Raw genomic sequence first — 26,143 nt, forward strand, 5'->3', positions numbered from 1 at the left:
CCTTTTTCGCTGCAACGAGGTAGATCCATGAACCCGATGTTGGCCCTTCGGCAGTACCAGAAAGTCAATGGCGCGGCGCAGACGTCCGAGGCCAGCCCGCACCGCCTGGTGCAGATGCTCATGCAGGGCGGCCTCGACCGCCTGGCCCAGGCCAAGGGCGCGATCGCGCGCAATGACATTGCCCAGCGCGGCATTCTGATCGGCAAGGCCATCGATATCATCGGCGGCCTGCGTGAAGGGCTGGACCTGGAAAACCATGCCGACAGCCTGGCGGACCTGGACAACCTGTATACCTACATGAGCCGTCGCCTGATCGAGGCGAACGTAAAGAGCGATCCGGCGATCATCGATGAAGTGGCGCGCCTGCTGATCACCGTCAAGGAAGGCTGGGATGCGATCGGCGATCAACAGCCGACGCCCTGAATCGGGAGAGATGTCATGAGCGAGGTAGTCGAGCGTATCGAACAGACCCGCGAGGCCTTGCTGGCCGCGCTGGCCAGTCGTGACTGGGACGCCATCGGCGAGCTCGATCTGGAGTGCCGCGTCTGCGTCGAGGATATCGTCGCGGAGGCGGCGATCAACGAAGATGAGGTGCGCGGTAGCCTGGAGCAGTTGCTGGGGGTCTATCGGCAACTGATCGAGATTGCAAGTGGCGAGCGTCAATCAATAGTCGACGAGATGACGCAGATCCGTCAGGCGGAAAATGCCGCAAAGGTATACCATCTGTTCTCTTGACCACAGATGATGTAAAAACCAGCGCGCCATAAATTTGACTGTGTGCGGTTTTTTGACTTTACTAGTGGCTGTTTTCGAATTTCAGACGTCCGAACACTGACCATTCAGTCGGAATGATGTCGAGCATGCCCTCAGGGCGCCGATATGACTAGGGAAGTTGCTATTGCATGTGGCGTGAAACCAAAATCCTCCTGATCGATGACGACAGCGCCCGCCGCCGCGATCTGGCAGTGGTGCTGAACTTCCTCGGCGAAGAAAACCTGTCCTGTTCCAGTCAGGACTGGCAGCAAGCCGTCGAGTCGTTGAGCTCGAGCCGTGAAGTGCTGTGCGTACTGATCGGCACCGTGAATGCTCCAGCCAGTGTGCTGGGGCTCCTTAAGACAGTGGCTGGATGGGATGAGTTCCTTCCGGTTCTGCTTTTGGGTGAAATTTCTTCTGCCGAGTTCCCCGAAGACCTGCGTCGCCGGGTGCTCTCCAACCTCGAAATGCCGCCGAGCTACAGCCAGTTGCTCGACTCGCTGCACCGTGCCCAGGTCTATCGCGAGATGTACGACCAGGCCCGCGAACGTGGCCGTCAGCGCGAGCCCAACCTGTTCCGCAGCCTGGTGGGCACCAGCCGTGCCATCCAGCATGTGCGGCAGATGATGCAGCAAGTGGCCGATACCGACGCCAGCGTGCTGATCCTGGGGGAGTCCGGTACCGGCAAGGAGGTGGTGGCGCGCAACCTGCACTACCACTCCAAGCGTCGCGAAGCGCCGTTCGTACCGGTCAACTGCGGGGCGATCCCGGCGGAACTGCTCGAGAGCGAGCTGTTCGGTCACGAAAAGGGCGCGTTCACCGGGGCGATCACCAGCCGCGCCGGGCGCTTCGAGCTGGCCAACGGTGGCACGCTGTTCCTCGACGAGATCGGCGACATGCCGCTGCCCATGCAGGTCAAGCTGCTGCGTGTGTTGCAGGAGCGTACCTTCGAGCGGGTGGGTAGCAACAAGACCCAGAGCATCGATGTGCGCATCATCGCCGCGACCCACAAGAACCTCGAGAGCATGATCGAGGATGGGACCTTCCGCGAAGACCTCTACTACCGGTTGAATGTCTTCCCTATCGAGATGGCGCCACTGCGCGAGCGAGTCGAGGATATCCCGCTGCTGATGAACGAGCTGATCTCGCGCATGGAGCACGAGAAGCGCGGCTCGATCCGTTTCAATTCGGCGGCGATCATGTCGCTGTGCCGTCATGGCTGGCCGGGCAACGTGCGTGAACTGGCCAACCTGGTCGAACGCATGGCGATCATGCACCCCTATGGGGTGATCGGCGTGTCGGAACTTCCAAAGAAATTCCGCTATGTCGATGACGAGGACGAGCAGTTGGTGGACAGCCTGCGCAGCGACCTCGAGGAGCGCGTGGCGATCAACGGCAACACGCCGAACTTCGCCAGCCATGCCATGCTGCCGCCGGAAGGGCTCGACCTGAAGGACTATCTCGGCGGCCTTGAGCAGGGGCTGATCCAGCAGGCGCTGGATGACGCCAATGGCATCGTTGCGCGCGCCGCGGAGCGGCTGCGTATCCGTCGTACCACGCTGGTGGAGAAGATGCGCAAGTACGGCATGAGTCGCCAGGGTGGCGAGGAGCAGGCGGAGGATTGACGCCTGCGGTATCCGTCGAGGGCTATGGACAGCCCCGCGGATGCAATATCCTTACCTTTCGAAGGGGTGCAAAGCCCCGTGGCCAGCGGTCTCGCGGCCGTCTGTGCGAATGCTCCCCGGTTGTCTCTCGCCACCTCCGGCACGCGTATTGCTATATCGCTGGCAATACACCGTTTTTGACGGTCAGCCACGCGAGAGAGCACGATGCCCCAGGCCGCCCACATGTCCCGAGTCCCCGATCCGCAGGGGCGCACCCCGGTCGAGCAGGAAAGCCGACAGGGTCTTGAGCAGGCGTTCGCCCTGTTCAACCAGGTTTCCTCCCAGCTCAGCGAGTCCTACAGCATGCTCGAGGCGCGCGTCAGTGAGCTCAAGGGTGAGCTGGCGGTGGTCAGTGCCCAGCGCATGGCGGAGCTGGGCGAGAAGGAGCGGGTGGCCAATCGTTTGCAGAACCTGCTGGACCTGCTGCCGGGCGGGGTGATCGTGATCGATGCGCAGGGCTATGTGCGCGAGGCCAATCCGGCCGCGTGCGACCTGCTGGGCGAGCCGTTGGTTGGCGAGCTCTGGCGCCAGGTGATCGCGCGCAGCTTCGCGCCGCGCAAGGATGACGGCCATGAGGTGTCGCTGCGTGACGGTCGTCGCCTGTCGATCGCCACGCGCTCGCTGGATGCCGAGCCCGGGCAGTTGGTACTGCTGACCGATCTGACTGAAACCCGTCGCCTGCAGGACCAGCTCTCGCGCCATGAACGCCTGTCGTCGCTCGGCCGCATGGTGGCCTCGCTGGCGCACCAGATCCGTACCCCATTGTCGGCGGCGATGCTCTATGCCAGCCATCTGGCCGACAGCGAAAAAACCTTGTCGGACGATACCCGGCAGCGCTTTGCCGGGAGCCTGAAGGAGCGCCTGCACGAACTGGAGCACCAGGTCCGTGACATGCTGGTGTTTGCCCGTGGCGAGCTGCCGCTGAGCGATCGGCTGACCCCCAAGGCATTGTTCCAGGCGTTGCAGCAGGCAGCGCAGGTTCATGTTCAGGGGCAGTCGGTGCGCTGGCAGTGCGATGTGCACCTTGGCGAGTTGCTGTGCAATCGCGACACCCTGGTGGGCGCTTTGCTCAACCTGATCGACAACGCCGTGCAGGCCAGTGAGGGGGCGGTGCGGCTCAAGGTTCACCTGTATCGACGCGACCAGCACCTGCATTTGTGCGTCAGTGATGCCGGCAGCGGCATCGATGCCGAGCTCCTGGCACGGCTGGGCGAGCCATTCCTGACCACCAAGTCGACCGGTACCGGGCTGGGCCTGGCGGTCGTCCAGGCTGTGGTGCGTGCTCATCAGGGGGCATTGCGGCTACGTTCGAGGCCGGGCCGTGGCACCTGTGCCCAAGTGATCCTGCCATTGATCACCGCGGCGTCGAAAGGGGAGCACTGATGGACATCAAGGTGCTGCTGGTCGAGGACGACCGCACGTTGCGCCAGGCGCTGGCGGACACCCTGGAGATCGGCGGCTTCGCTCATCTTGCCGTGGGTTCGGCCGAGGAGGCGCTGCAAGCGGTCGCGCGCGAGCCGTTCAGCCTGGTGGTCAGTGATGTGAACATGCCGGGCATGGATGGTCATCAGTTGCTGGCGCAACTCGGGCGCCATCATCCGCAACTGCCGGTGCTGCTGATGACGGCCCATGCCGCGGTGGAGCGGGCGGTCGACGCCATGCGCCAGGGCGCGGTCGACTACCTGGTCAAGCCGTTCGAGCCCAGGGCGCTGATCAGCCTGGTGGAGCGACACGCAGCGGGTCATCCCGAGGTGGGCGAGGAAGAGGGGCCGGTCGCCTGCGAGCCTGCCAGCCTGCAACTGCTCGAGTTGGCGGCGCGGGTCGCGCGCAGCGACTCCACCGTACTGATCTCGGGTGAGTCGGGGACCGGCAAGGAGGTGCTGGCGCGCTTCATTCATCAGCAGTCGCCACGGGCAGCGGCGCCGTTCGTGGCGATCAACTGTGCGGCGATCCCCGACAACATGCTCGAAGCCACACTGTTCGGTCATGAGAAGGGGGCCTTCACGGGGGCCATTGCCGCGCAGGCCGGCAAGTTCGAACAAGCCGATGGCGGCACCTTGCTGCTCGACGAGATTTCCGAAATGCCGTTGGCGCTGCAGGCCAAGCTGCTGCGGGTGTTGCAGGAGCGCGAAGTGGAGCGGGTCGGTGGGCGCAAGCCGATCGCCCTGGACATCCGGGTACTGGCCACCACCAACCGCGATCTGCTTGGCGAGGTGGCTGCCGGGCGCTTCCGTGAAGACCTCTACTATCGCCTGTCGGTGTTTCCGTTGGCCTGGCGTGCCCTGCGCGAGCGTCCGGGCGACATCCTGCCGCTGGCCGAGCGCCTGCTGGCGCGGCATGTCGGCAAGATGAGGCATGCGCCGGTGCGTCTGTCCGCCGATGCCCGCGCTTGCCTGCAGGCGCACGCCTGGCCGGGCAATGTGCGCGAGCTGGACAACGCCCTGCAGCGGGCGCTGATCCTGCAGCAGGGCGGGGTGATCGAGGCGGCGGATTTCTGTCTGGCGGGCGTCATTCCATTGTCGGCTCCCGCCAGGGCCGCGCCAGTGGTCGAAGACTGCGCGGTTGAGTCCATGGGGCTGGGTGACGACATGCGTCGCCACGAATACCAGATGATCATCGACACCTTGCGTGCCGAGCGCGGTCGTCGCAAGGAGGCTGCCGAACGCTTGGGTATCAGCCCGCGCACTTTGCGCTACAAGCTGGCGCAGATGCGTGATGCAGGGCTCGATGTGGAAGCCAGCCTGTTTGGCTGACCAACTGTTTTGAATGTATGACGGGCGGGCTGGCACTCCTCTTGCTAGTCCCAGCCTATTCGCTGCATGAGTGTCAAAAAAATGCGGCCGCCGGAGAGAGAAGTCCATGACCCAAGGTGTTGAATTCAATCGTCTGATGATGGACATGCGCGCCATGAAGGCCGAAGCCATGTCCACGCCCAAGACCGCTGCCGCGCCCGAACTGGCGCCGGGGCAGAGCAGCTTCGCCGACATGCTCGGCCAGGCGATTGGCAAGGTGCATGAAACCCAGCAGGCCTCGAACCAGCTGGCCAACGCCTTTGAAATTGGCAAGAGCGGTGTCGACCTGACTGACGTCATGATCGCTTCGCAGAAAGCCTCCGTGTCGTTCCAGGCATTGACCCAGGTACGCAACAAGCTGGTACAGGCGTACCAGGACATCATGCAGATGCCGGTATAAGGGCGAGAGTGAGTCATGGCCGAAGCAGTCGTCGATAACGCCCCCGCCAAAAGTGGCCCGCCAGCGGCCAAGCCGCCGCTGTTCGGCATGGCGTTCCTGGAAAACATCTCGCAGATGCCCATGCTGCGTCAGGTCGGCCTGCTGGTCGGCCTGGCCGCCAGCGTGGCCATCGGCTTTGCCGTGGTGCTCTGGTCGCAGCAGCCGGACTACCGGCCGCTGTACGGCAGCCTTGCGGGCATGGACACCAAGCAAGTGATGGACACGCTTGCCTCCGCCGACATCCCCTATCACGTGGAGCCCAACTCCGGCGCCCTGCTGGTCAAGGCCGACGACCTCTCCCGTGCGCGCCTGAAACTGGCTGCCGCCGGCGTGGCGCCGAGCGATGGCAACGTCGGTTTCGAGCTGCTGGATAAAGAGCAGGGGCTGGGCACCAGCCAGTTCATGGAAACCACGCGCTACCGCCGCAGCCTCGAAGGTGAGCTGGCCCGTACCGTTTCCAGCCTGAACAATGTCAAGGCCGCACGCGTGCACCTGGCGATCCCGAAAAGCTCGGTATTCGTTCGTGACGAGCGCAAGCCAAGCGCCTCGGTGCTGGTCGAGCTGTATCCGGGCCGCGCCCTCGAGTCTGGCCAGGTCATGGCCATCGTCAATCTTGTGGCCACCAGCGTTCCGGAACTGGACAAGTCGCAGGTGACCGTGGTCGACCAGAAGGGCAACCTGCTCTCCGACCAGTTGCAGGACACCGCCCTGACCATGGCCGGCAAACAGTTCGACTACAGCCGCCGCATGGAAGGCCTGCTCACCCAGCGCGTACACAACATCCTGCAGCCGGTGCTGGGCAACGACCGCTACAAGGCCGAAGTGTCGGCCGACGTCGACTTCAGCGCCGTCGAGTCCACCTCCGAACAGTTCAACCCCGACCAGCCGGCACTGCGCAGCGAGCAGTCGGTCAACGAGCAGCGCTCCAGCAGCCAGGGCCCGCAAGGTGTGCCGGGTGCCCTGAGCAACCAGCCGCCGGCCGGCGCCTCCGCGCCTGAGAACGCCCGTACGGCCGCGACACCTGCAGGTGCCATCCAGCCAGGCCAGCCGCTGGTTGACTCCAACGGCCAGCAGATCATGGACCCGGCCACCGGCCAGCCGATGCTCGCGCCGTACCCGAGCGACAAGCGCCAGCAGAGCACCAAGAACTTCGAACTGGACCGCTCCATCAGCCACACCCGCCAGCAGCAGGGTCGCCTGACCCGTCTGTCGGTGGCCGTGGTGGTGGATGACCAGGTCAAGCTCGACGCCGCCAGCGGCGAAGCCACCCGCACCCCGTGGGGTGCCGAGGACCTGGCGCGCTTCACCCGCCTGGTGCAGGACGCCGTGGGCTTCGATGCCAGCCGTGGCGACAGCGTGACCGTGATCAACGTGCCGTTCGCCGCCGACCGTGGCGACGAGCTGGTCGACATTCCGTTCTACTCGCAGCCATGGTTCTGGGACATCGTCAAGCAAGTGCTGGGCGTGTTGTTCATCCTGGTGCTGGTGTTCGGCGTGCTGCGTCCGGTGCTCACCAATATCACAGGTGGCGGCAAGCAAGCTGCCACGGACAGCGACATGGAGCTGGGCGGCATGATCGGTCTGGATGGCGAACTGGCCAACGACCGTGTCAGCCTGGGTGGCCCGACAAGCATTCTGTTGCCAAGCCCGAGCGAGGGTTACGAGGCACAGCTCAACGCAATCAAGGGCCTGGTGGCCGAAGACCCGGGCCGCGTGGCCCAGGTCGTGAAAGAGTGGATCAACGCCGATGAGTGACAATCGAGCCATTACCGCCAAGCTGAGCCGCGTCGACAAGGCGGCCATTCTCCTGCTCTCGCTCGGCGAGACCGATGCCGCGCAGGTACTGCGCCACATGGGGCCCAAGGAAGTGCAGCGGGTCGGTGTGGCCATGGCGCAGATGGGCAACGTCCATCGCGAGCAGGTCGAGCAGGTGATGAGCGAGTTCGTCGAGATCGTCGGCGACCAGACCAGCCTGGGCGTCGGCTCCGATGGCTACATTCGCAAGATGCTCAACCAGGCGCTCGGCGAGGACAAGGCCAACGGCCTGATCGACCGCATCCTGCTGGGTGGCAATACCAGCGGCCTGGACAGCCTCAAGTGGATGGAGCCGCGTGCCGTGGCCGATGTCATCCGCTATGAGCACCCGCAGATCCAGGCCATCGTGGTCGCCTACCTCGACCCCGACCAGGCCGGTGAAGTGCTGAGCAATTTCGACCACAAGGTGCGCCTGGACATCGTCCTGCGCGTCTCGTCGCTCAATACCGTGCAGCCGGCGGCGCTCAAGGAACTCAACCAGATTCTCGAGAAGCAGTTCTCCGGCAACTCCAATGCCGCGCGCACCACCCTGGGTGGCATCAAGCGCGCCGCCGACATCATGAACTTCCTCGACAGTTCGGTGGAAGGCGCGCTGATGGACGCGATCCGCGAGATCGACAGCGACCTGTCGGAGCAGATCGAAGACTTGATGTTCGTCTTCAACAACCTGGCCGACGTCGACGACCGTGGTATCCAGGCGCTGCTGCGCGAAGTGTCCTCCGACGTGCTGGTGGTGTCGCTCAAGGGTGCCGACGAGAAGGTCAAGGACAAGGTCTTCAAGAACATGTCCAAGCGCGCCTCGGAACTGCTGCGCGACGACCTGGAGGCGAAAGGGCCGGTGCGGGTCAGCGACGTGGAAACGGCGCAGAAGGAAATCCTCACCATCGCCCGACGCATGGCCGAGGCCGGCGAGATCGTGCTTGGTGGCAAGGGTGCCGAGGAAATGATTTAAGCGGCAAGCTGCAAGCTGCAAGCTACAAGCTGTAAGCGACAAGAGGCGGCGGGCCGAGCGAGTGCTGCCTTTTCTTGAAGCTTGTAGCTTGAAGCTTGAAGCCTGCCGCTAAAGAGGTTTTGAGCATGTCTACCACCGAACACCCCAGCGACCTGATCCGCGCCCGCGACCTCGAGGGTGTCGACGTCTGGGCGCTGCCCAGCTTCGACCCTGAGCCTGAGCCGGTGCCCGAGCCTGAGCCCGAGGTCGTCGAAGAGGAGATCGAGGAAGTGCCGTTGGACGAAGTCCAGCCACTGACCCTCGAAGAACTCGAAGCCATCCGCCAGGAGGCCTACAACGAAGGCTTCGCCACCGGTGAGCGCGAAGGTTTCCATAGCACCCAGCTGAAGGTGCGCCAGGAGGCCGAAGTGGCCCTGGCGGCGAAGCTGGCGAGCCTGGAACAGCTCATGGGCCACCTGCTCGAACCGATCGCCGAGCAAGATACCCAAATCGAGAAAGGCATGGTGCAACTGGTGGCGCACATGGCGCGCCAGGTCATCGGCCGCGAGCTGCGCACCGACTCCAGCCATATCACCCATGTCCTGCGCGAAGCCTTGAAGCTGCTGCCGATGGGGGCCGACAACATCCGCATTCATCTCAACCCCCAGGATTTCGAACTGGCCAAGGCCCTGCGCGAGCGCCACGAGGAAAACTGGAAGCTGCTCGAGGATGAGGCGTTGTTGCCGGGGGGCTGCCGCATCGAGACCGCCCACAGCCGTATCGACGCGACCATGGAGACGCGAATCGAGAAGGCCGTGGCGCAGCTGTTCGACCAGTCCCACGACCATTCGCTGCATCCTGCCGCGCCGGATATCGCCATCGAACTCGAGGGCCAGCCGGGAGCCGCTGATGCGCCTTGATCGCACCAGCTTCGGCAAGCGCCTCGAAGGTTACGCCGACGCCATACGCTTGCCGGACCAGCCGGTGGTCGAAGGCCGCCTGCTGCGCATGGTCGGGTTGACCCTGGAGGCCGAGGGCCTGCGCGCCGCCGTGGGCAGCCGCTGCCTGGTGATCAACGATGACAGCTATCACCCGGTGCAGGTCGAGGCCGAAGTGATGGGCTTCTCCGGTGACAAGGTGTTCCTCATGCCGGTCGGCAGCATCGCCGGCCTGGCCCCGGGTGCCCGGGTGGTGCCGCTGGATGACAGTGGCCGCCTGCCCATGGGCATGAGCATGCTCGGGCGGGTGCTCGACGGCGCCGGCCGGGCCCTGGATGGCAAGGGTGGGATGAAGGCCGAGGACTGGGTGCCGATGGATGGCCCGGTCATCAACCCGCTCAACCGCGACCCCATCAGCCAGCCGCTGGATGTCGGCATTCGCAGCATCAATGGCTTGCTGACGGTCGGGCGCGGCCAGCGCCTGGGTCTGTTCGCCGGTACCGGTGTCGGCAAGTCGGTGCTGCTGGGCATGATGACCCGTTTCACCGAGGCCGAGATCATCGTCGTCGGGCTGATTGGTGAGCGTGGTCGCGAAGTGAAGGAATTCATCGAGCACATCCTCGGCGAGGAAGGGCTCAAGCGTTCGGTCGTGGTTGCGTCACCGGCGGACGACGCTCCGTTGATGCGGCTGCGCGCGGCCATGTACTGCACGCGCATTGCCGAGTATTTCCGCGACAAGGGCAAGAACGTCCTGTTGCTGATGGACTCCCTGACCCGTTTCGCCCAGGCCCAGCGCGAGATCGCCCTGGCCATCGGCGAGCCGCCTGCCACTCGTGGCTATCCGCCTTCGGTGTTCGCCAAGCTGCCCAAGCTGGTGGAGCGGGCGGGTAATGGCGAGCCGGGTGGCGGCTCGATCACGGCGTTCTATACCGTGCTGTCCGAAGGCGATGACCAGCAGGACCCGATCGCCGACTCGGCGCGGGGTGTGCTCGACGGCCACTTCGTGCTGTCGCGGCGCCTGGCCGAGGAAGGGCACTACCCGGCCATCGATATCGAAGCGTCCATCAGCCGGGTCATGCCCCAGGTGGTCGACCCCGACCACCTGCGCCAGGCGCAGAAGTTCAAGCAGCTGTGGTCGCGCCTGTCGCAGAGCCGCGACCTGATCAGTGTCGGCGCCTATGTGGCCGGTGGTGACGTGGAGACCGACCTGGCCATCGCCCTGCAGCCTAAACTGGTGGACTTCCTGCGCCAGGGCCTGGACGAGAACGTCGGCATGGCCCAGAGCCGCGAAGAATTGGGCGCGGTCTTCGCGCCGCCGGCGGGCTGATAGGTCATGGCCCAGCCAAGTCGCGCGGCACGCCTGGTGCCGGTGGTGGAGATGGCCGAAGAGGCCGAGCGCAAGGCTGCCCAGCGAGTGGGGCATTTCCAGCGGCTGGTCAGTGATGCCCAGGTCAAGCTGGCGGAGCTTGAGAGTTTCCGCGAAGCCTATCAGATGCAGTGGATCAACCGCGGCGGGCAGGGGGTCGATGGTAGCTGGCTGCTGAACTACCAGCGTTTCCTTGCGCAACTGGAAACCGCGATGACCCAGCAGCGCCAGAGCCTGACCTGGCACCAGAACAACCTCAATAACGCGCGCAACACCTGGCAGCAGGCCTATGCCCGGGTGGAAGGGCTGCGCAAGCTGGTGCAGCGCTACCTGGACGAGGCCCGGCGGGCCGAAGACAAGCGCGAACAGCGCCTGCTCGACGAGCTTTCCCAGCGCCTGCCCCGCCAATCCCACCTGTAGGAGTCAGCTTGCTGGCGAACCGCGGTGTCCGGATTCGCCAGCAAGCTGGCTCCTACAGGTGAGTTTGAGAAAAAATCGCTTGGCTTGCGGGGTGCCGGGCTGGCTGCTAAACCTTCAGATGTTGTATTCGCCATCACCGAAGGAATCGCTGGCATGGCAGTCGAGACTGATTTTTCACAGGACGGGAAACAGCTGACGATCAAGGTCAAGGGTCGTTTCGATTTCGGCAAGCATCAGGAATTCAGGGACGCCTACGAGCGTCGCCAGCCGGACTCGGTGATCGTTGATCTGAAAGAAGCCACCTATCTGGACAGCTCCGCGTTGGGCATGCTGCTGTTGCTGCGTGACCATGTCGGGGGGGATGAGCCGGATATCCGCGTGGTCCACGCCAGCCCTGACGTTCGCAAGATCCTGGCCATCTCCAATTTCGAAAAGCTGTTCGACATCAGTTGATTGCTGTCATGCCTGCCGAACAGGCGTTGACCGTGCTGATCGCCGAGGATGGCGCCGCGGACCGCATGCTGCTGGCGCAGATCGTGCGGCGCCAGGGGCATGAGGTCATCACGGCGGAGAACGGCGAGCAGGCGGTGGCGGTGTTTGCCGCACAGCGGCCGCAATTGGTGTTGCTGGATGCGTTGATGCCGGTGATGGACGGCTTCGAGGCGGCGCGACAGATCAAGGCGCTGGCGGGCGAGTCGTTGGTGCCGATCATCTTCCTCACGTCGCTCAACGAAGAAGAGGGGCTGGTGCGCTGCCTGGAGGCCGGGGGCGACGACTTCATGGCCAAGCCCTACAGCGCAGTGATCCTGGGCGCCAAGATTCGCGCCATGGACCGTTTGCGCCGGTTGCAGGCCGTGGTGCTGGAGCAGCGCGACCAGATCTCCCGCCATCACCATCATCTGCTCAACGAGCAGCGGGTGGCCAAGGCCGTGTTCGACAAAGTCGCGCATTCCGGCTGCCTCAATGCGTCGAACATCCGCTACCTGCAGTCGCCTTATGCGTTGTTTAACGGTGACCTGCTGCTGGCCGCCTTCACGCCGTCCGGCGATATGCACGTGCTACTGGGGGACTTCACCGGGCACGGCCTGCCGGCGGCGGTCGGCGCCATGCCCCTGGCGGAAGTCTTCTATGGCATGACGGCCAAGGGTTACGGCCTGGTCGAGACGCTGCGCGAGATGAACGCCAAGCTCAAGCGCATCTTGCCGGTGGACATGTTCTGTTGCGCGCTGCTGCTCAACCTGAGCTTCCAGCGTGGGACGGTGGAGCTCTGGAATGGCGGGATGCCGGATGGCTACCAGCTTTCGGCGCAGGGTGAGGTGCTGGCGGTATTGCCTTCGCGTCATCTGCCCCTGGGGATCCTGGCACCTGATCAGTTCGACGACACGACCGAGGTCATGCCGCTGGCCGTGGGGGAACGCCTGTTCCTGCTGTCTGACGGCGTGATCGACAGCGGCGACGTGCGGGAATGCCTGTTCGGGGTGGGGCGCCTGCGCCAGGTGCTGGCTGAAAACCGCCAGCCCGCCCTGCTGTTCGATGAGGTCATGCAGGCGCTGGAGCGCTTCGGTGGCCAGACCCGGGATGACATCAGCCTGTGCGACATCCGCATGCTGGCGCCGGTGGATGCCGTGCCGCAGGCCGTGGTCTACTCCGACAGCGGGCGCTCTAGCCCGCTGGAGTGGGCGTTGAACTTCACGTTGCGTGGCGAGAGCCTAAGGCGTTTCAATCCAGTGCCTTACCTGGTGCAGCTATTGCAGGAAATACATGGCTTGCGGCCTGTCAGCGGGATGCTGCACAGCGTGTTGAGCGAGTTGTATTCCAATGCCCTGGAGCACGGTGTGCTGGGGCTGGACTCAAGCCTCAAGCGCGACGCGCAGGGCTTCTCCGAGTACTATCGTCAACGTGGCCAGCGCCTGGCGGACGACATCGAGGGGTTTGTCGAAATCGCCCTGTTGGTGGAGCCGCGCGGTGAGGGTGGGCATCTGAGGATCGAGGTTCGCGACAGCGGTGCGGGGTTCGATGTCGGGCGGATGCTTGCGCTGGCGCCGGTCGAGCAGGGGTTCAGCGGGCGTGGGTTGGGCTTGGTTCGCCGCCTGGGTTGCCGTGCTCAGTGGCTCGAGGGTGGGCGCCTGGCGCGGGTGGAGTTCGAGTGGTGAGTCGAGGGTCGGCCCGGCGCGAGCTTCGGGCTGGGGTGTAAACAGGCTTGATCAAGGAGTGAGCAAGTGGTGGACGTGCATATCGATCACAAGGTGCTCAGTGACCTTCGGGAGGTCATGGAGGACGGCTATCCGCAATTGCTGGAAACTTTCCTCGAGGACTCCGAGCGACGCCTCAGCCAGCTGCATGAGGCCAAGGATGCCGCTGAGCTCGGTTTGGCGGCGCACAGTTTCAAGGGCAGCAGCAGCAACATGGGGGCGGTGGGTCTGGCCGGCCTCTGCCAGCAACTGGAGGATCGCGTGCGCCAGGTGCCGCTGTACGGTATCGAAGACTTGATCAATCGCATCGACCAGGAGTATCTGGAGGTGCAGCGCTTCTATCGCAACGAACGACAACAGATTTCCGCAGGTTAGGAAACCTGGCGCGAGTTTTGCGTGTCTTTGCCTGGACGTAATTTTCATGTTTCTGGCGCGGAGACTTTTCAATGCCTGTCGCATCCAATCCATTGTTGCAAGCCGGCCTTCTGGGCAAGGCAGCGCGTCCGGCCGCCAGCGTGGCCGACAAACCGCTGCAGGCGGCGGGTGACCAAGGCGCGGGCTTCGATCAGGTCATGGCCCGGCAGGGGCGTGACGCGGCCCCGGCGCGCGATGACAAGGTTTCCCCGAGCACTTCGGGGCAAGCCAAACCCAAGGACAAGGTCGACGCTTCCAGCGGCAACAAGGATGGCAATGCCGCGCCTGCGGTTGCCGATGGCGGCAAGAAGTTGCCCGCCACGGACAAGCCGCCCGTTGCCGATGGCGGTGACGAGGCTGCCGACAGTGGTGCTTCCGCGCTCCTGGATGCCAGCCTGGTTGCCGGGCAGGTGACCGACGCCCAGCCTGGCGCCCAGTTGCTGCAGGCCCAAGCCGAGGCGGTTGCGCCAGTGCTGCAGGCTGCGGTCCAGCCGCCATTGCCGCCTGCTGCTCCGGCAGCCCCAAGCCCTGTGGTCGAGGAGCAGCCTGCGCAGGCGGCGTTCGACCCGGAGGTCGACCCATTGGCCGATATGCCAACCTTGCGCCTGGCGCTCGAGCAGAATGCCCAGGCGCGCGGTACCACCTCGGCGCATGCCGGCAGCGCGCGCGCCGACCAGGGGCAGCAGCCGGCGGAAACCAATCAGGCGCCCGTCAATACCTTGGCGAACCTGACCGAGAAGGCCGAGGCCGAGTCGGGCCGATCCGAGCACGGTGAAAAAGGCTTTGCCGGGTTGCTCGATGACGGCCTCAAGGATCTCAAGAGCGCCAGCAGCGACACGCGGGTGGATGACTTCGCCAATCGCCTGGCCAGCCTCACCCAGGCGGCCACGCCGAAGACGGCCAACGCCGTGCCTGTCACGCCGAGCCCGTTGCAGCAACCTTTGCAGATGAACCAGGGCGCCTGGACCGAAGGGTTGGTGAACCGGGTCATGTACCTGTCCAGCCAGAATCTCAAGTCGGCCGATATCCAGCTTGAGCCTGCCGAGCTCGGGCGTCTGGACATCCGCGTCAATGTGGCGGCGGACCAGCCCACGCAGATCCACTTCATCAGTGGTCACGCGGGCGTGCGCGACGCCCTGGACAGCCAGGCCCACCGTTTGCGCGAATTGTTCACCCAGCAGGGGTTGGCCCAGCCTGATGTCAGTGTCGCCGACCAGTCCCGTGGTCAGCAGCAACAGCAGCAGGCGCAGCAGGGGGGCTCGAACCTCTCTGGTGTCGCGGCCCGTCGCGCCGAGCGCGGTGAGGGTGAGCCAGGTGAGTTGGCCGACGCCGCCCGTCCGGTGGAGCAGCAGGTCGTCATCGGCGACAGTGTGGTCGACTACTACGCCTGATTCCGCCAGGGGCCTCTGTAGGAGCGGCTTCAGCCGCGATGCATTCACCGCGGTGCCTGACACCCGCTGTGCGGGTGATCGCGGCTAAAGCCGCTCCTACAGACAAATCTGGCATAACACTTGCTCAAGCCACGTCATCCTACTTAGAAACCTTGTTGGACGACGGATTATTGGCATGGCGAAGAGCGACGCAGTGAAAGACCCCGCCACTAAAGGCAAACTCAAGCTGATCCTGCTGCTGGTACTGGCCTTGCTGCTGGCGGTCGGCCTGTCGGTGGGCGCGACCTGGTTCTTCATGCACAAGAGCGAGTCGGCGCCCGCCGTGGATCCGGCCCAGGCCAACGCCAAGGCGGCGGCGATCTATGAACCCCTGGCACCGGCCTTCGTGGTCAACTTCAACCAAAACGGGCGCCAGCGCTACATGCAGGTGAGCATCACCATGCAGGGGCGTAGCCAGGCGGACCTGGAAGCGCTGAAGGTGCACATGCCGGTCATCCGCAACAACCTGGTCATGATGTTCTCCGGGCAGGGCTTCGACACCCTCGCCAGCAGCCCGGTCGGGCAGGAGATGCTGCGTCAGAAAGCCACCGCGGTGGTTCAGGAAGTGGCGCAGAAAGAAGTCGGCAGGCCGGTCGTCGACCAGCTGCTGTTCACCAATTTCGTATTGCAGTAGGAGCACATAGATGGCCGTGCAGGACCTGCTGTCCCAGGATGAGATCGACGCCCTGCTGCATGGGGTGGACGATGGTCTGGTACAAACCGAAAGTGCTGGCGAGCCCGGCAGCATCAAGAGCTACGACCTGACCAGTCAGGACCGTATCGTGCGGGGTCGCATGCCGACCCTGGAAATGATCAACGAGCGCTTTGCCCGCTACACCCGCATCAGCATGTTCAACCTGCTGCGCCGCTCCGCGGATGTGGCCGTGGGCGGCGTGCAGGTGATGAAGTTCGGCGAGTACGTGCACTCGCTGTACGTGCCCACCAGCCTCAACCTGGTCAAGATCAAGCCGCTGCGCGGTACCGCGCTGTTCATCCTCGACGCCAAGCTGGTGTTCAAGCTGGTGGACAATTTCTTCGGTGGCGACGGCCGCCACGCCAAGATCGAAGGGCGTGAGTTCACCCCGACCGAGCTGCGCGTGGTACGCATGGTGCTGGACCAGTGCTTCGTCGACCTCAAGGAGGCGTGGCAGGCGATCATGCCGGTCAACTTCGAGTACATCAACTCCGAGGTCAACCCGGCCATGGCCAACATCGTCGGCCCCAGCGAAGCGGTGGTGGTCTCCACCTTCCACATCGAGCTTGATGGCGGTGGCGGCGACCTGCACGTGACCATGCCGTACTCGATGATCGAGCCGGTGCGCGAGATGCTCGATGCCGGCTTCCAGTCCGACCTGGACGACCAGGACGAGCGCTGGGTCAAGGCCCTGCGCGAGGACGTGCTGGACGTCGCGGTGCCGATGTCGGCCACCGTTGCCCGTCGCCAGCTCAAGCTGCGCGACATCCTGCACATGCAGCCGGGTGACGTGATCCCGGTGGAGCTGCCCGAGCACCTGGTCCTGCGGGCCAACGGTGTGCCGGCGTTCAAGGCGCGACTGGGTTCGCACAAGGGCACCCTGGCGCTGCAGATCATCGACCCGATCGAACGCCGCTGATGGCGCGTCGATCGCTCTAAACGTATTGAAAGGTTGTCGAGGAAATCATGGCTAACGAAAACGAGATCAGCTCCCCTGAGGAACAGGCCCTGGCCGATGAGTGGGCTGCGGCCCTCGAAGAAACCGGCGATGCCGGGCAGGCCGATATCGATGCCCTGCTGGGTGGTGACGCCGGTCACGCCGGTGGTGATCGCCTGCCGATGGAAGAGTTCGCAAGCTCGCCCAAGCTCAACGAGAACGTCAGTCTCGAAGGCCCCAACCTGGATGTGATCCTGGATATTCCGGTGAGCATTTCCATGGAAGTGGGCAGTACCGAGATCAACATCCGCAACCTGCTGCAGCTCAACCAGGGCTCGGTGATCGAACTCGACCGCCTGGCCGGCGAGCCGCTGGACGTGCTGGTCAACGGCACCCTGATCGCCCACGGCGAGGTGGTGGTGGTCAACGAGAAGTTCGGCATTCGCCTGACCGACGTGATCAGCCCCAGCGAACGTATCAAGAAGCTGCGCTGAGTGAAGGGCATGGTGCGGGCCGCCACGGCCTTCGCAGCACTGCTGGCCAGCGAGGCGGTGATCGCCGCCGAGCCCGCCACCCCGGTGGTGTCGGCGGCGAGCTCGGGCAGCGTGAGCGGGCAGTTGGCGCAAATGGTCTTCGGCCTGTTGCTGGTGGTTGGCCTGATCTTCTTCCTGGCCTGGTTGCTGCGGCGCATGCAGGGTACCGCGCAGCGCGGCGCGCCGGTGATCGAGATCGTCGGCAGCCGTGCCATCGGCCCGCGTGACCGGCTGTTGCTGGTGCAGGTCGGCAAGGAGCAGATCCTGATCGGCCACACCCCGGGCAGCATCGAAGCCTTGCACGTGCTTGCCGAACCTGTCGAGGTGCCCGCCGGTGCGCGCCAGGCCGCGCCGGAATTCGCCCAGCGGCTGCTCGAGCTGATGGGCAAGGATCATAAGGACAAGAAGTGATGAAGGGCGCCCTGCGCATGCTGTTGACCCTGGCGCTGCTGCTGGCCGCGCCGCTGGCCCTGGCCGCCGACCCGCTGTCGATCCCGGCCATCACCTTGTCCAGTGGTGCGGACGGGCAGCAGGAGTACTCGGTCAGCCTGCAGATCCTGATGATCATGACGGCGCTGAGCTTTATTCCGGCGTTCGTCATCCTGATGACCAGCTTCACCCGGATCATCATCGTCTTCTCCATCCTGCGCCAGGCCCTGGGCCTGCAGCAGACGCCGTCGAACCAGGTGCTCACGGGCATGGCGCTGTTCCTGACCATGTTCATCATGGCGCCGGTCTTCGAGCGGGTGAACAAGGATGCCATCCAGCCTTACCTGGCCGAGCAGATGACGGCCCAGCAGGCTATCGACAAGGCCCAGGGGCCGCTCAAGGACTTCATGCTGGCACAGACCCGGCAGAGCGACCTCGACCTGTTCATGCGCCTGTCCAAGCGCACCGACATCGCCGGGCCCGACCAGGTGCCGCTGACCATCCTGGTGCCGGCGTTCGTCACCTCGGAGCTCAAGACTGCGTTCCAGATTGGCTTCATGATCTTCATCCCGTTCCTGATCATCGACATGGTGGTTGCCAGTGTGCTGATGGCGATGGGCATGATGATGCTGTCGCCGCTGATCATCTCGTTGCCGTTCAAGATCATGCTGTTCGTGCTGGTCGATGGCTGGGCACTGATCATGGGCACCCTTGCCGGCAGTTTCGGTGGCGTCTGACGCCATCCAGGAGGGTTTTGCATGACACCTGAAGTTGCAGTCGACCTGTTCCGCAACGCCTTGTGGCTGACCACCCTGATGGTCGCGGTGCTGGTGGTGCCGAGCCTGTTGGTGGGCCTGGTGGTGGCCATGTTCCAGGCCGCCACCCAGATCAACGAGCAGACCCTGAGCTTCCTGCCGCGCCTGCTGGTGATGCTGATCACGCTGATCGTCGCCGGGCCGTGGCTGGTGCAGAAGTTCATGGAGTACTTCATCGGCCTGTACACCAGCATTCCACAGCTGATCGGTTGACGCTGCGATGCTCGAGCTGACCGACACGCAGATCGGTACCTGGGTCGCCACCTTCATCCTGCCGTTGTTCAGGGTGACGGCGCTGTTGATGACCATGCCGATCTTCGGCACCAAGATGCTGCCGGCGCGGGTGCGCCTGTACGCCGCCGTGGCCATCACCGTGGTGATCGTGCCGGGCCTGCCGCCGCTTCCCGAGATCGACCCGCTGAGCCTGCGCGGTGTGCTGCTGTGCGGGGAGCAGATCATCGTCGGTGCGTTGTTCGGCTTCTCCCTGCAGCTGCTGTTCCAGGCCTTCGTGGTGGCGGGGCAGATCGTCGCGGTGCAGATGGGCATGGCCTTTGCGTCGATGGTCGACCCGGCCAACGGCGTCAACGTCGCGGTGGTCAGCCAGTTCATGACCATGCTGGTGAGCGTGCTGTTCCTGGTGATGAACGGCCACCTGGTGGCATTCGAGATCCTCACTGAAAGCTTCACCACCCTGCCGGTGGGCAATGCGCTGGTGGTCAATCATTTCTGGGAGATGGCCGGGCGCCTGAGCTGGGTGCTGGGCGCGGGGCTGTTGCTGATCCTGCCGGCGATCGCCGCACTGCTGGTGGTCAACGTCGCGTTCGGCGTGATGACGCGGGCGGCGCCGCAGTTGAACATCTTTTCCATCGGTTTCCCGCTGACCCTGGTGCTGGGGCTCGGCATCTTCTGGGTCGGCCTGGCCGATATTCTTTCCCACTACCAGGCACTGGCCAGCGAAGCGCTGCAGTGGCTGCGTGAACTGGCACGGGCGCGCTGAGCATGGCGGAGAGCGAAAGCGGTCAGGACAAGACGGAAGAGCCCACCGACAAGCGCAAGCGCGACGCGCGCGAGAAGGGTGAGATCGCCCGGTCCAAGGAGCTGAACACGGTGGCGGTGACGCTGGCGGGTGCTGGCGGGCTGTTGGCGTTCGGTGGGCAGATGGCTGAAACGTTGATGACGCTGATGCGTGCGAATTTCACCCTCACCCGTGAGGTGATCGTGGATGAGCGCAGCATGGGCGCGTTCCTGTTGGCGTCTGGGAAGATGGCGATCTGGTCGGTGCAGCCGGTGATGATCCTGCTGTTCGTGATCTCCTTTGTCGCGCCCATCGCCCTGGGTGGTTTCCTGTTCTCGGGTAGCCTGTTGCAGCCCAAGTTCAGCCGGATGAACCCGTTGGCGGGGATCAAGCGCATGTTTTCCCTGCATGCGCTGACCGAGCTGCTCAAGGCCATGGCCAAGTTCCTGGTCATCCTGGTGGTGGCGCTGGTGGTCCTGGCCAGCGACCGCCAGGCGCTGCTGTCGATTGCCAACGAACCTCTGGAGCAGGCGGTCATCCATGCCGTGCAGGTGGTGGGCTGGAGTGCCTTGTGGATGGCGGCCGGTTTGCTGTTGATTGCAGCGGCGGACGTGCCGTTCCAGCTCTGGCAGGCGCACAAGAAACTGAAGATGACCAAGCAGGAAGTGCGTGACGAGTACAAGGACTCCGAAGGCAAGCCTGAGGTGAAGCAGCGTATTCGCCAGCTGCAGCGGGAGGCTTCGCAGCGGCGCATGATGGCGGCGGTGCCGGAGGCTGACGTGATCATCACCAACCCGACGCACTATGCGGTGGCGTTGCAGTACGACCCGGAGAAGGGCGGGGCGGCGCCGTTGCTGCTGGCCAAGGGTACCGACTTCCTGGCGCTGAAGATGCGGGAGATCGGGGTCGAGCACAAGGTGCAGATCCTTGAGTCGCCGGCGCTGGCGCGGGCGATCTACTATTCCACCGAGCTGGAAGAGGAGATTCCGGCGGGGTTGTACCTGGCGGTGGCGCAGGTGTTGGCCTATGTGTTCCAGATTCGCCAGTACCGGGCGGGCAAGGGCAAGGCGCCGGAGCCGTTGAAGAAAGATCTGCCGATTCCCGAGGATTTGCGGCGCGATAGTTGAGGTTGGTCGGTTCGGGCGCCGCTTGCGCGGTGCATCGCGGATGAATCCGCTCCTACAGGCGACCGATAAATCACGGCGTACACTGTAGGAGCGGATTTATCCGCGATACGCCGCACAGGCGGCGCTCGGTCTCAATATCCCTGCAAAAACATCGCCTGGCACCTGTCCGCCAACACGCGATCCAAAGCCCCGTGCTCCTAAAATTCCCCACCCCCAAGAAAGTTGGAAGGCTTCTTGCAAAGGCAGCGCCAGGCGCCACGCAGGCGTCAAAGTTTTTGCTTGAAGAGGACTCGCGGTGGATCGCACTCAGTTAATCAGCAACGCCCGCAACAACCTGGCCGGTCTCGGCCGGGGCAACCTCGGCGTGCCGCTGCTGCTGCTGGTGATGCTGGCAATGATGATGTTGCCGATCCCGCCGTTCCTGCTCGACGTCTTCTTCACCTTCAACATCGCCCTGTCGATCGTGGTCCTGCTGGTCTGCGTCTACGCCCTGCGCCCGCTGGACTTTGCCGCCTTTCCCACCATCCTGCTGGTCGCCACGCTGCTGCGCCTGGCGCTGAACGTCGCCTCCACCCGTGTGGTCATGCTCCACGGCCAGGAAGGCCATGGCGCCGCGGGCAAGGTGATCCAGGCCTTCGGCGAAGTGGTGATCGGCGGCAACTATGTCGTGGGTGCGGTGGTGTTCGCCATCCTCATGATCATCAACTTCGTGGTCGTGACCAAGGGTGCCGGGCGTATCTCCGAAGTGAGCGCGCGCTTCACCCTCGACGCCATGCCCGGCAAGCAGATGGCCATCGACGCCGACCTCAACGCCGGCCTGATCGACCAGGCGCAGGCCAAGTCCCGCCGTGCCGAAGTCGCCCAGGAAGCCGAGTTCTACGGCTCGATGGACGGTGCCAGCAAGTTCGTCCGTGGCGACGCCATCGCCGGCCTGCTGATCCTGTTCATCAACCTCATCGGCGGCATGCTCATCGGCATGCTGCAGCACAACATGTCCTTTGCCGATGCCGGCAAGGTCTACGCCCTGCTGACCATCGGTGACGGTTTGGTGGCGCAATTGCCATCACTGCTGCTGTCCACCGCCGCCGCGATCATGGTCACCCGTGCCTCGGGCTCCGAGGACATGGGCAAGCTGATCAACCGGCAGATGTTCGATTCGCCCAAGGCCCTGGCGGTGTCTGCCGGCCTGATGATCGTCATGGGCCTGGTGCCGGGAATGCCGCACATCGCCTTCCTCAGCCTTGGCCTGCTGGCTGCCGGTGGTGCCTACCTGGTGTGGAAGAAGCAACAGAAAGCCAAGGTCGAGGCCGCGCAGGAATTGCAGCGCCAGCAAGACCTGCTGCCATCGCCGCAGCGCGCGCTGGAAACCAAGGAGCTGGGCTGGGATGACGTCACCCCCATCGACATGATCGGCCTGGAAGTGGGCTATCGCCTGATTCCGCTGGTCGACCGTAACCAGGGTGGTCAATTGCTGGCGCGGATCAAAGGGGTGCGCAAGAAGCTTTCGCAAGACCTGGGCTTCCTCATGCCCACCGTGCATATCCGCGACAACCTCGACTTGCAACCCAGCGCCTATCGGCTGACGCTGATGGGGGTGATCCTCGCCGAGGCGGAGATCTACCCCGACCGCGAGCTGGCGATCAACCCCGGGCAGGTGTTCGGTTCCCTCAACGGTATCGCCGCCCGCGATCCGGCGTTCGGCCTGGAAGCGGTATGGATCGATATCGCCCAGCGTGCGCAGGCGCAGTCGCTGGGCTATACGGTGGTGGACGCCAGTACGGTGGTCGCCACGCACTTGAACCAGATCCTGCAGAAGCACTGCCATGAGCTGATCGGCCACGAGGAGGTCCAGCAACTGCTGCAGGTGCTGGCCAAGGTCTCGCCGAAACTGGCTGAAGAGGTGGTGCCGGGTGTCATTTCCTTGTCGGGCCTGCTCAAGGTCCTGCAGGCGTTGCTTGCCGAGCAAGTGCCGGTGCGTGACATTCGCAGCATTGCCGAAGCCATCGCCAACAACGCCGTGAAGAGTCAAGATACCGCCGCGCTGGTGGCGGTGGTGCGGGTCGGATTGTGTCGCGCCATCGTGCAAAGCATTGTCGGCGTTGAGTCCGAGCTGCCTGTGATCACCCTTGAGCCAAGGTTGGAACAGATCTTGCTCAATAGTCTGCAAAGGGCCGGGCAGGGTCAGGAAGATGGTGTTCTTCTTGAACCAAGCATGGCCGAAAAGCTTCAGCGTTCGTTGATCGAGGCCGCCCAGCGTCAGGAAATGCAGGGCCAGCCGGCCATCCTCCTGGTGGCCGGCCCGATCCGGGCCATGCTGTCGCGCTTCGGCCGCCTGGCTGTACCGAATTTGCATGTTTTGGCGTATCAGGAAATACCTGACAACAAGCAAGTCACCATCGTTGCCACCGTGGGCCCAAATGGCTGAGGTAGTGGGTTATGCAAGTTAAGCGTTTTTTCGCCGCCGATATGCGTCAGGCCATGAAGCTGGTCCGGGATGAGCTCGGCTCCGACGCCGCCATCATCGGCAACCGGCGCATCGCTGGCGGTGTCGAGTTGACGGCCGCGCTGGACTACAAGCTGTCCGCCCTGGCCCCACGCGTACCCAACGCCGAGCTCGAGGACGAGTTGCGCAAGACGCAGTCGCGCATCGTCACCGCCCAGGCGCAGATCAATGACCGCAGCGAGCTGGGCGAGGGTAATCGCCAGCTGTTCGCCGGCCAGTCGCTGACGGCCTCCGAGCCGCTGGTCGAGCCTCATGTCGATGAGCCGGCGCCAGTCGCCGCGCCCGCGCAGCCGGCGGTAGACCCGCGCCTGTTCGACGCCATGCGCTTCGAGCTGAGCGGCCTGCGCGAGCTGCTTGAGGTGCAACTCGGCTCCCTCGCCTGGAGCCAGTTGCAAGGCAGCAAGCCGCAACAGGCCAATCTCTGGCGTCGCCTGCAGCGTCTGGGCCTTTCCGGTGGCCTGGCGCGCGAACTGCTCGAGCTCACGGCTGAAATCGAAGAGCCGCGCCAAGCCTGGCGCATGGTCCTGGCGCACCTGGCGCGGATGATCGACGTGCCCGAGATCGAACCGATCGAAGAGGGCGGGGTGATCGCCATGGTCGGCCCGGCCGGCATGGGCAAGACCACCACGCTGGCCAAGCTGGCCGCCCGCTATGTGCTCAAGTACGGCGCGAACAACCTGGCGCTGGTCAGCATGGACAGTTACCGCATCGGCGCCCAGGAACAGCTCAAGACCCTTGGGCGCATCCTCAACGTGCCGGTCACCTACGTCGACCCGGGCGAGTCGTTGGCCCAGGCCCTCGAACCCCTGCTGCGCAAGCGTGTGGTGCTGATCGACACCGCTGGCCTGCAGGCCAGCGACCCGGCGCTGCGCATGCAGCTGGAGACACTGGCCGGGCGCGGCATCGCCGCCAAGAACTACCTGGTGCTGGCCACCACCAGCCAGAAGCAGGTGCTCACCGCCGCCTACCACAGCTACAAGCGCTGCGGCCTGGCCGGTTGCATCCTGACCAAACTCGATGAAACGGCTTGCCTCGGCGAAGTGCTGAGCCTGGCCATCAGTCATGAATTGCCGGTGGCCTACCTGACCGACGGGCCACGCATTCCTGACGACCTGCAATTGCCGCGCAAACACCAGCTGGTGAGCCGCGCGGTAAGCGTACAGATGCAGGACGAGCCCAGCGAAGAGGCCATGGCCGACATGTTCGCTGATCTCTACCACAACCCCGGCAAGCGTGCGGGTTGAAGGTGAATACTGTGCAACGTACCTACATCATGGGGTTGCCCGGCCTGTCCGTGGCCTCGAGCGTTCAGCCCCTCTTGTGGCCTGGGTCCAAGCGAGACAAGGTAAAGAACAGACATGGGTAGCATGCATCCCGTACAGGTGATCGCCGTGACCGGTGGCAAAGGTGGCGTCGGCAAGACTAACGTTTCAGTGAACCTGTCCCTGGCGCTGGCCGAACTAGGCCGCCGGGTCATGCTGCTGGACGCCGACCTGGGCCTGGCCAATGTCGATGTGCTGCTGGGCCTGACGCCCAAGCACACCCTGGCCGACGTCATCGAAGGGCGTTGCGAGCTGCGCGACGTGCTGCTGCAGGGGCCAGGCGGCGTGCGCATCGTGCCGGCCGCTTCCGGCACCCAGAGCATGGTGCACCTGGCGCCGGCCCAGCATGCCGGCCTGATCCAGGCCTTCAGCGAGATCGGCGACAACCTCGACGTGCTGGTGATCGACACCGCTGCGGGTATTGGTGACTCGGTAGTCAGTTTTGTCCGCGCCGCGCAAGAGGTGCTGCTGGTGGTGTGCGACGAGCCCACCTCGATCACCGACGCCTACGCCCTGATCAAGCTGCTCAACCGCGATTACGGCATGAATCGTTTCCGCGTGCTGGCCAACATGGCGCAGAGCCCGCAGGAAGGGCGCAACCTGTTTGCCAAGTTGACCAAGGTCACGGATCGCTTCCTCGACGTCGCCCTACAATACGTCGGCGCCGTGCCTTACGACGAATGTGTGCGCAAGGCGGTGCAGAAGCAGCGGGCGGTCTACGAGGCCTTCCCACGGTCCAAGTGCGCGCTGGCCTTCAAGGCCATCGCGCAGAAGGTCGATAGCTGGCCGCTGCCTGCCAACCCGCGCGGACACCTGGAGTTTTTCGTCGAGCGTCTGGTGCAGCCCACCAGCGCGGGGCCAGTGCTATGAACGCGAGCGGTTTCAAGATGTACAGCAAGGCGGCGAAAGACGCCCAGTACGAGCTGGTCGAACGCTACGCGCCACTGGTCAAGCGCATCGCCTACCACCTGCTGGCGCGCCTGCCGGCCAACGTGCAGGTCGAGGACCTGATCCAGGCTGGCATGATCGGCCTGCTGGAAGTCGCCAACAAATACGACGCCAGCAAGGGCGCGAGCTTCGAAACCTATGCCGGTATCCGCATCCGCGGCGCCATGCTCGACGAGGTGCGCAAGGGGGACTGGGCACCGCGCTCGGTGCACCGCAACACGCGCATGGTCAGTGACGCGATTCGCTCGGTTGAAGCAAGAACCGGCCGCGACGCTAAAGATCACGAGGTTGCTGCCGAACTCCAATTGAGTCTCGATGATTACTACGGGATTCTGAACGACACCTTGGGCAGCCGCCTGTTCAGTTTCGACGACCTGCTGCAGGACGGCGAACACGAAGGGCTGCACGAGGACGGAGCCAGCGGCCAGCTGGAGCCATCGCGGGACCTGGAGGACGAGCGCTTCCAGTCCGCCCTGGCCGATGCGATCGCCAACCTGCCGGAGCGCGAGCGCCTGGTCCTGGCGCTGTACTACGACGAAGAGCTGAACCTCAAGGAAATTGGCGAGGTGCTGGGGGTCAGCGAGTCGCGTGTCAGCCAGTTGCACAGCCAGTGCGCGGCACGTCTGCGCAGCCGGTTGGGTGAGTGGCGGGCGCGTTGAACCCAGG

Annotated in this window: 27 protein-coding genes; all 27 read left to right on the top strand. The window is 64.2% G+C overall.

What is annotated here, in order from left to right:
* Positions 1-27: 27 nt before the first annotated feature.
* A complete protein-coding gene (fliS, locus tag NGM28_RS12365) occupies positions 28-423 on the top strand; it encodes a flagellar export chaperone FliS (RefSeq protein ID WP_011534915.1) in 396 nt (131 codons plus the stop codon).
* Positions 424-438: 15 nt separating this feature from the next.
* On the top strand, positions 439-735 hold the full coding sequence (locus NGM28_RS12370) for a flagellar protein FliT (protein WP_213657725.1): 297 nt from the start codon (positions 439-441) through the stop codon (positions 733-735).
* A 167-nt stretch (positions 736-902) separates the two neighbouring features.
* Positions 903-2,378 carry a transcriptional regulator FleQ gene (gene fleQ / locus NGM28_RS12375; RefSeq protein WP_213657724.1) on the top strand — a complete coding sequence of 492 codons (1,476 nt, stop codon included), beginning with the start codon at positions 903-905 and terminating at the stop codon, positions 2,376-2,378.
* 204 nt (positions 2,379-2,582) lie between these two features.
* Positions 2,583-3,800: a sensor histidine kinase gene (locus tag NGM28_RS12380; protein WP_502943851.1), complete on the top strand. Its 1,218-nt coding sequence runs from the start codon at positions 2,583-2,585 to the stop codon at positions 3,798-3,800.
* Positions 3,800-5,170, top strand: a complete 1,371-nt coding sequence (locus NGM28_RS12385; protein ID WP_240064273.1) for a sigma-54-dependent transcriptional regulator — start codon at positions 3,800-3,802, stop codon at positions 5,168-5,170. Before NGM28_RS12380 ends, NGM28_RS12385 begins: the two co-directional genes overlap by 1 nt.
* 106 nt (positions 5,171-5,276) lie before the next feature.
* Complete coding sequence (fliE, locus tag NGM28_RS12390) at positions 5,277-5,609, top strand: flagellar hook-basal body complex protein FliE (protein WP_240064272.1); 333 nt, start codon at positions 5,277-5,279, stop codon at positions 5,607-5,609.
* A gap of 15 nt (positions 5,610-5,624) precedes the next feature.
* Positions 5,625-7,403 (top strand): flagellar basal-body MS-ring/collar protein FliF, encoded by a 1,779-nt coding sequence (fliF, locus tag NGM28_RS12395; RefSeq protein WP_240064271.1) that lies wholly within the window; start codon positions 5,625-5,627, stop codon positions 7,401-7,403.
* Positions 7,396-8,415 (top strand): flagellar motor switch protein FliG, encoded by a 1,020-nt coding sequence (gene fliG / locus NGM28_RS12400; RefSeq protein WP_011534908.1) that lies wholly within the window; start codon positions 7,396-7,398, stop codon positions 8,413-8,415. The genes fliF and fliG overlap by 8 nt, the downstream gene beginning before the upstream one ends.
* A gap of 125 nt (positions 8,416-8,540) precedes the next feature.
* A complete protein-coding gene (gene fliH, locus NGM28_RS12405) occupies positions 8,541-9,314 on the top strand; it encodes a flagellar assembly protein FliH (protein ID WP_240064270.1) in 774 nt (257 codons plus the stop codon).
* Positions 9,304-10,659 carry a flagellar protein export ATPase FliI gene (gene fliI / locus NGM28_RS12410; RefSeq protein ID WP_240064269.1) on the top strand — a complete coding sequence of 452 codons (1,356 nt, stop codon included), beginning with the start codon at positions 9,304-9,306 and terminating at the stop codon, positions 10,657-10,659. Before fliH ends, fliI begins: the two co-directional genes overlap by 11 nt.
* Before the next feature lie 6 nt (positions 10,660-10,665).
* Positions 10,666-11,118 carry a flagellar export protein FliJ gene (fliJ, locus tag NGM28_RS12415; protein ID WP_240064268.1) on the top strand — a complete coding sequence of 151 codons (453 nt, stop codon included), beginning with the start codon at positions 10,666-10,668 and terminating at the stop codon, positions 11,116-11,118.
* 153 nt (positions 11,119-11,271) lie between these two features.
* Positions 11,272-11,571, top strand: a complete 300-nt coding sequence (locus NGM28_RS12420) for an STAS domain-containing protein (RefSeq protein WP_011534904.1) — start codon at positions 11,272-11,274, stop codon at positions 11,569-11,571.
* 8 nt (positions 11,572-11,579) lie between these two features.
* Entirely contained in the window at positions 11,580-13,271 is a 1,692-nt protein-coding gene (locus NGM28_RS12425) for a fused response regulator/phosphatase (protein ID WP_240064267.1), read from the top strand.
* A 66-nt stretch (positions 13,272-13,337) separates the two neighbouring features.
* Positions 13,338-13,685, top strand: a complete 348-nt coding sequence (locus NGM28_RS12430; protein ID WP_240064266.1) for an Hpt domain-containing protein — start codon at positions 13,338-13,340, stop codon at positions 13,683-13,685.
* 71 nt (positions 13,686-13,756) lie between these two features.
* Complete coding sequence (locus NGM28_RS12435; protein WP_252090379.1) at positions 13,757-15,115, top strand: flagellar hook-length control protein FliK; 1,359 nt, start codon at positions 13,757-13,759, stop codon at positions 15,113-15,115.
* A 175-nt stretch (positions 15,116-15,290) separates the two neighbouring features.
* Positions 15,291-15,788: a flagellar basal body-associated protein FliL gene (gene fliL / locus NGM28_RS12440; RefSeq protein WP_213657713.1), complete on the top strand. Its 498-nt coding sequence runs from the start codon at positions 15,291-15,293 to the stop codon at positions 15,786-15,788.
* Between the two features lie 10 nt (positions 15,789-15,798).
* Complete coding sequence (gene fliM, locus NGM28_RS12445) at positions 15,799-16,767, top strand: flagellar motor switch protein FliM (RefSeq protein WP_011534899.1); 969 nt, start codon at positions 15,799-15,801, stop codon at positions 16,765-16,767.
* Positions 16,768-16,814: 47 nt separating this feature from the next.
* Positions 16,815-17,279 (top strand): flagellar motor switch protein FliN, encoded by a 465-nt coding sequence (gene fliN / locus NGM28_RS12450; protein ID WP_011534898.1) that lies wholly within the window; start codon positions 16,815-16,817, stop codon positions 17,277-17,279.
* Positions 17,280-17,729, top strand: coding sequence for a flagellar biosynthetic protein FliO (gene fliO / locus NGM28_RS12455; RefSeq protein ID WP_240064264.1), 450 nt, complete (start codon positions 17,280-17,282; stop codon positions 17,727-17,729).
* Complete coding sequence (gene fliP, locus NGM28_RS12460) at positions 17,729-18,484, top strand: flagellar type III secretion system pore protein FliP (protein ID WP_240064263.1); 756 nt, start codon at positions 17,729-17,731, stop codon at positions 18,482-18,484. Before fliO ends, fliP begins: the two co-directional genes overlap by 1 nt.
* 21 nt (positions 18,485-18,505) lie before the next feature.
* Positions 18,506-18,775, top strand: a complete 270-nt coding sequence (gene fliQ / locus NGM28_RS12465) for a flagellar biosynthesis protein FliQ (protein ID WP_011534895.1) — start codon at positions 18,506-18,508, stop codon at positions 18,773-18,775.
* A gap of 7 nt (positions 18,776-18,782) precedes the next feature.
* Complete coding sequence (gene fliR / locus NGM28_RS12470) at positions 18,783-19,559, top strand: flagellar biosynthetic protein FliR (RefSeq protein WP_011534894.1); 777 nt, start codon at positions 18,783-18,785, stop codon at positions 19,557-19,559.
* A 2-nt stretch (positions 19,560-19,561) separates the two neighbouring features.
* A complete protein-coding gene (gene flhB, locus NGM28_RS12475) occupies positions 19,562-20,704 on the top strand; it encodes a flagellar biosynthesis protein FlhB (protein ID WP_240064262.1) in 1,143 nt (380 codons plus the stop codon).
* 295 nt (positions 20,705-20,999) lie between these two features.
* On the top strand, positions 21,000-23,129 hold the full coding sequence (gene flhA, locus NGM28_RS12480; protein WP_240064261.1) for a flagellar biosynthesis protein FlhA: 2,130 nt from the start codon (positions 21,000-21,002) through the stop codon (positions 23,127-23,129).
* Between the two features lie 11 nt (positions 23,130-23,140).
* Positions 23,141-24,451, top strand: a complete 1,311-nt coding sequence (flhF, locus tag NGM28_RS12485) for a flagellar biosynthesis GTPase FlhF (RefSeq protein WP_252090380.1) — start codon at positions 23,141-23,143, stop codon at positions 24,449-24,451.
* A 114-nt stretch (positions 24,452-24,565) separates the two neighbouring features.
* The gene (gene fleN, locus NGM28_RS12490) at positions 24,566-25,399 is read left to right on the top strand and encodes a flagellar synthesis regulator FleN (protein WP_011534890.1); all 834 of its coding nucleotides are present in this window, start codon (positions 24,566-24,568) and stop codon (positions 25,397-25,399) included.
* Positions 25,396-26,136, top strand: coding sequence for an RNA polymerase sigma factor FliA (gene fliA, locus NGM28_RS12495; protein WP_011534889.1), 741 nt, complete (start codon positions 25,396-25,398; stop codon positions 26,134-26,136). Before fleN ends, fliA begins: the two co-directional genes overlap by 4 nt.
* Positions 26,137-26,143: the final 7 nt, after the last annotated feature.

Origin of the sequence: Pseudomonas sp. MWU13-3659 (assembly GCF_023757525.1) — a bacterium.
Taxonomy (GTDB): domain Bacteria; phylum Pseudomonadota; class Gammaproteobacteria; order Pseudomonadales; family Pseudomonadaceae; genus Aquipseudomonas; species Aquipseudomonas entomophila_E.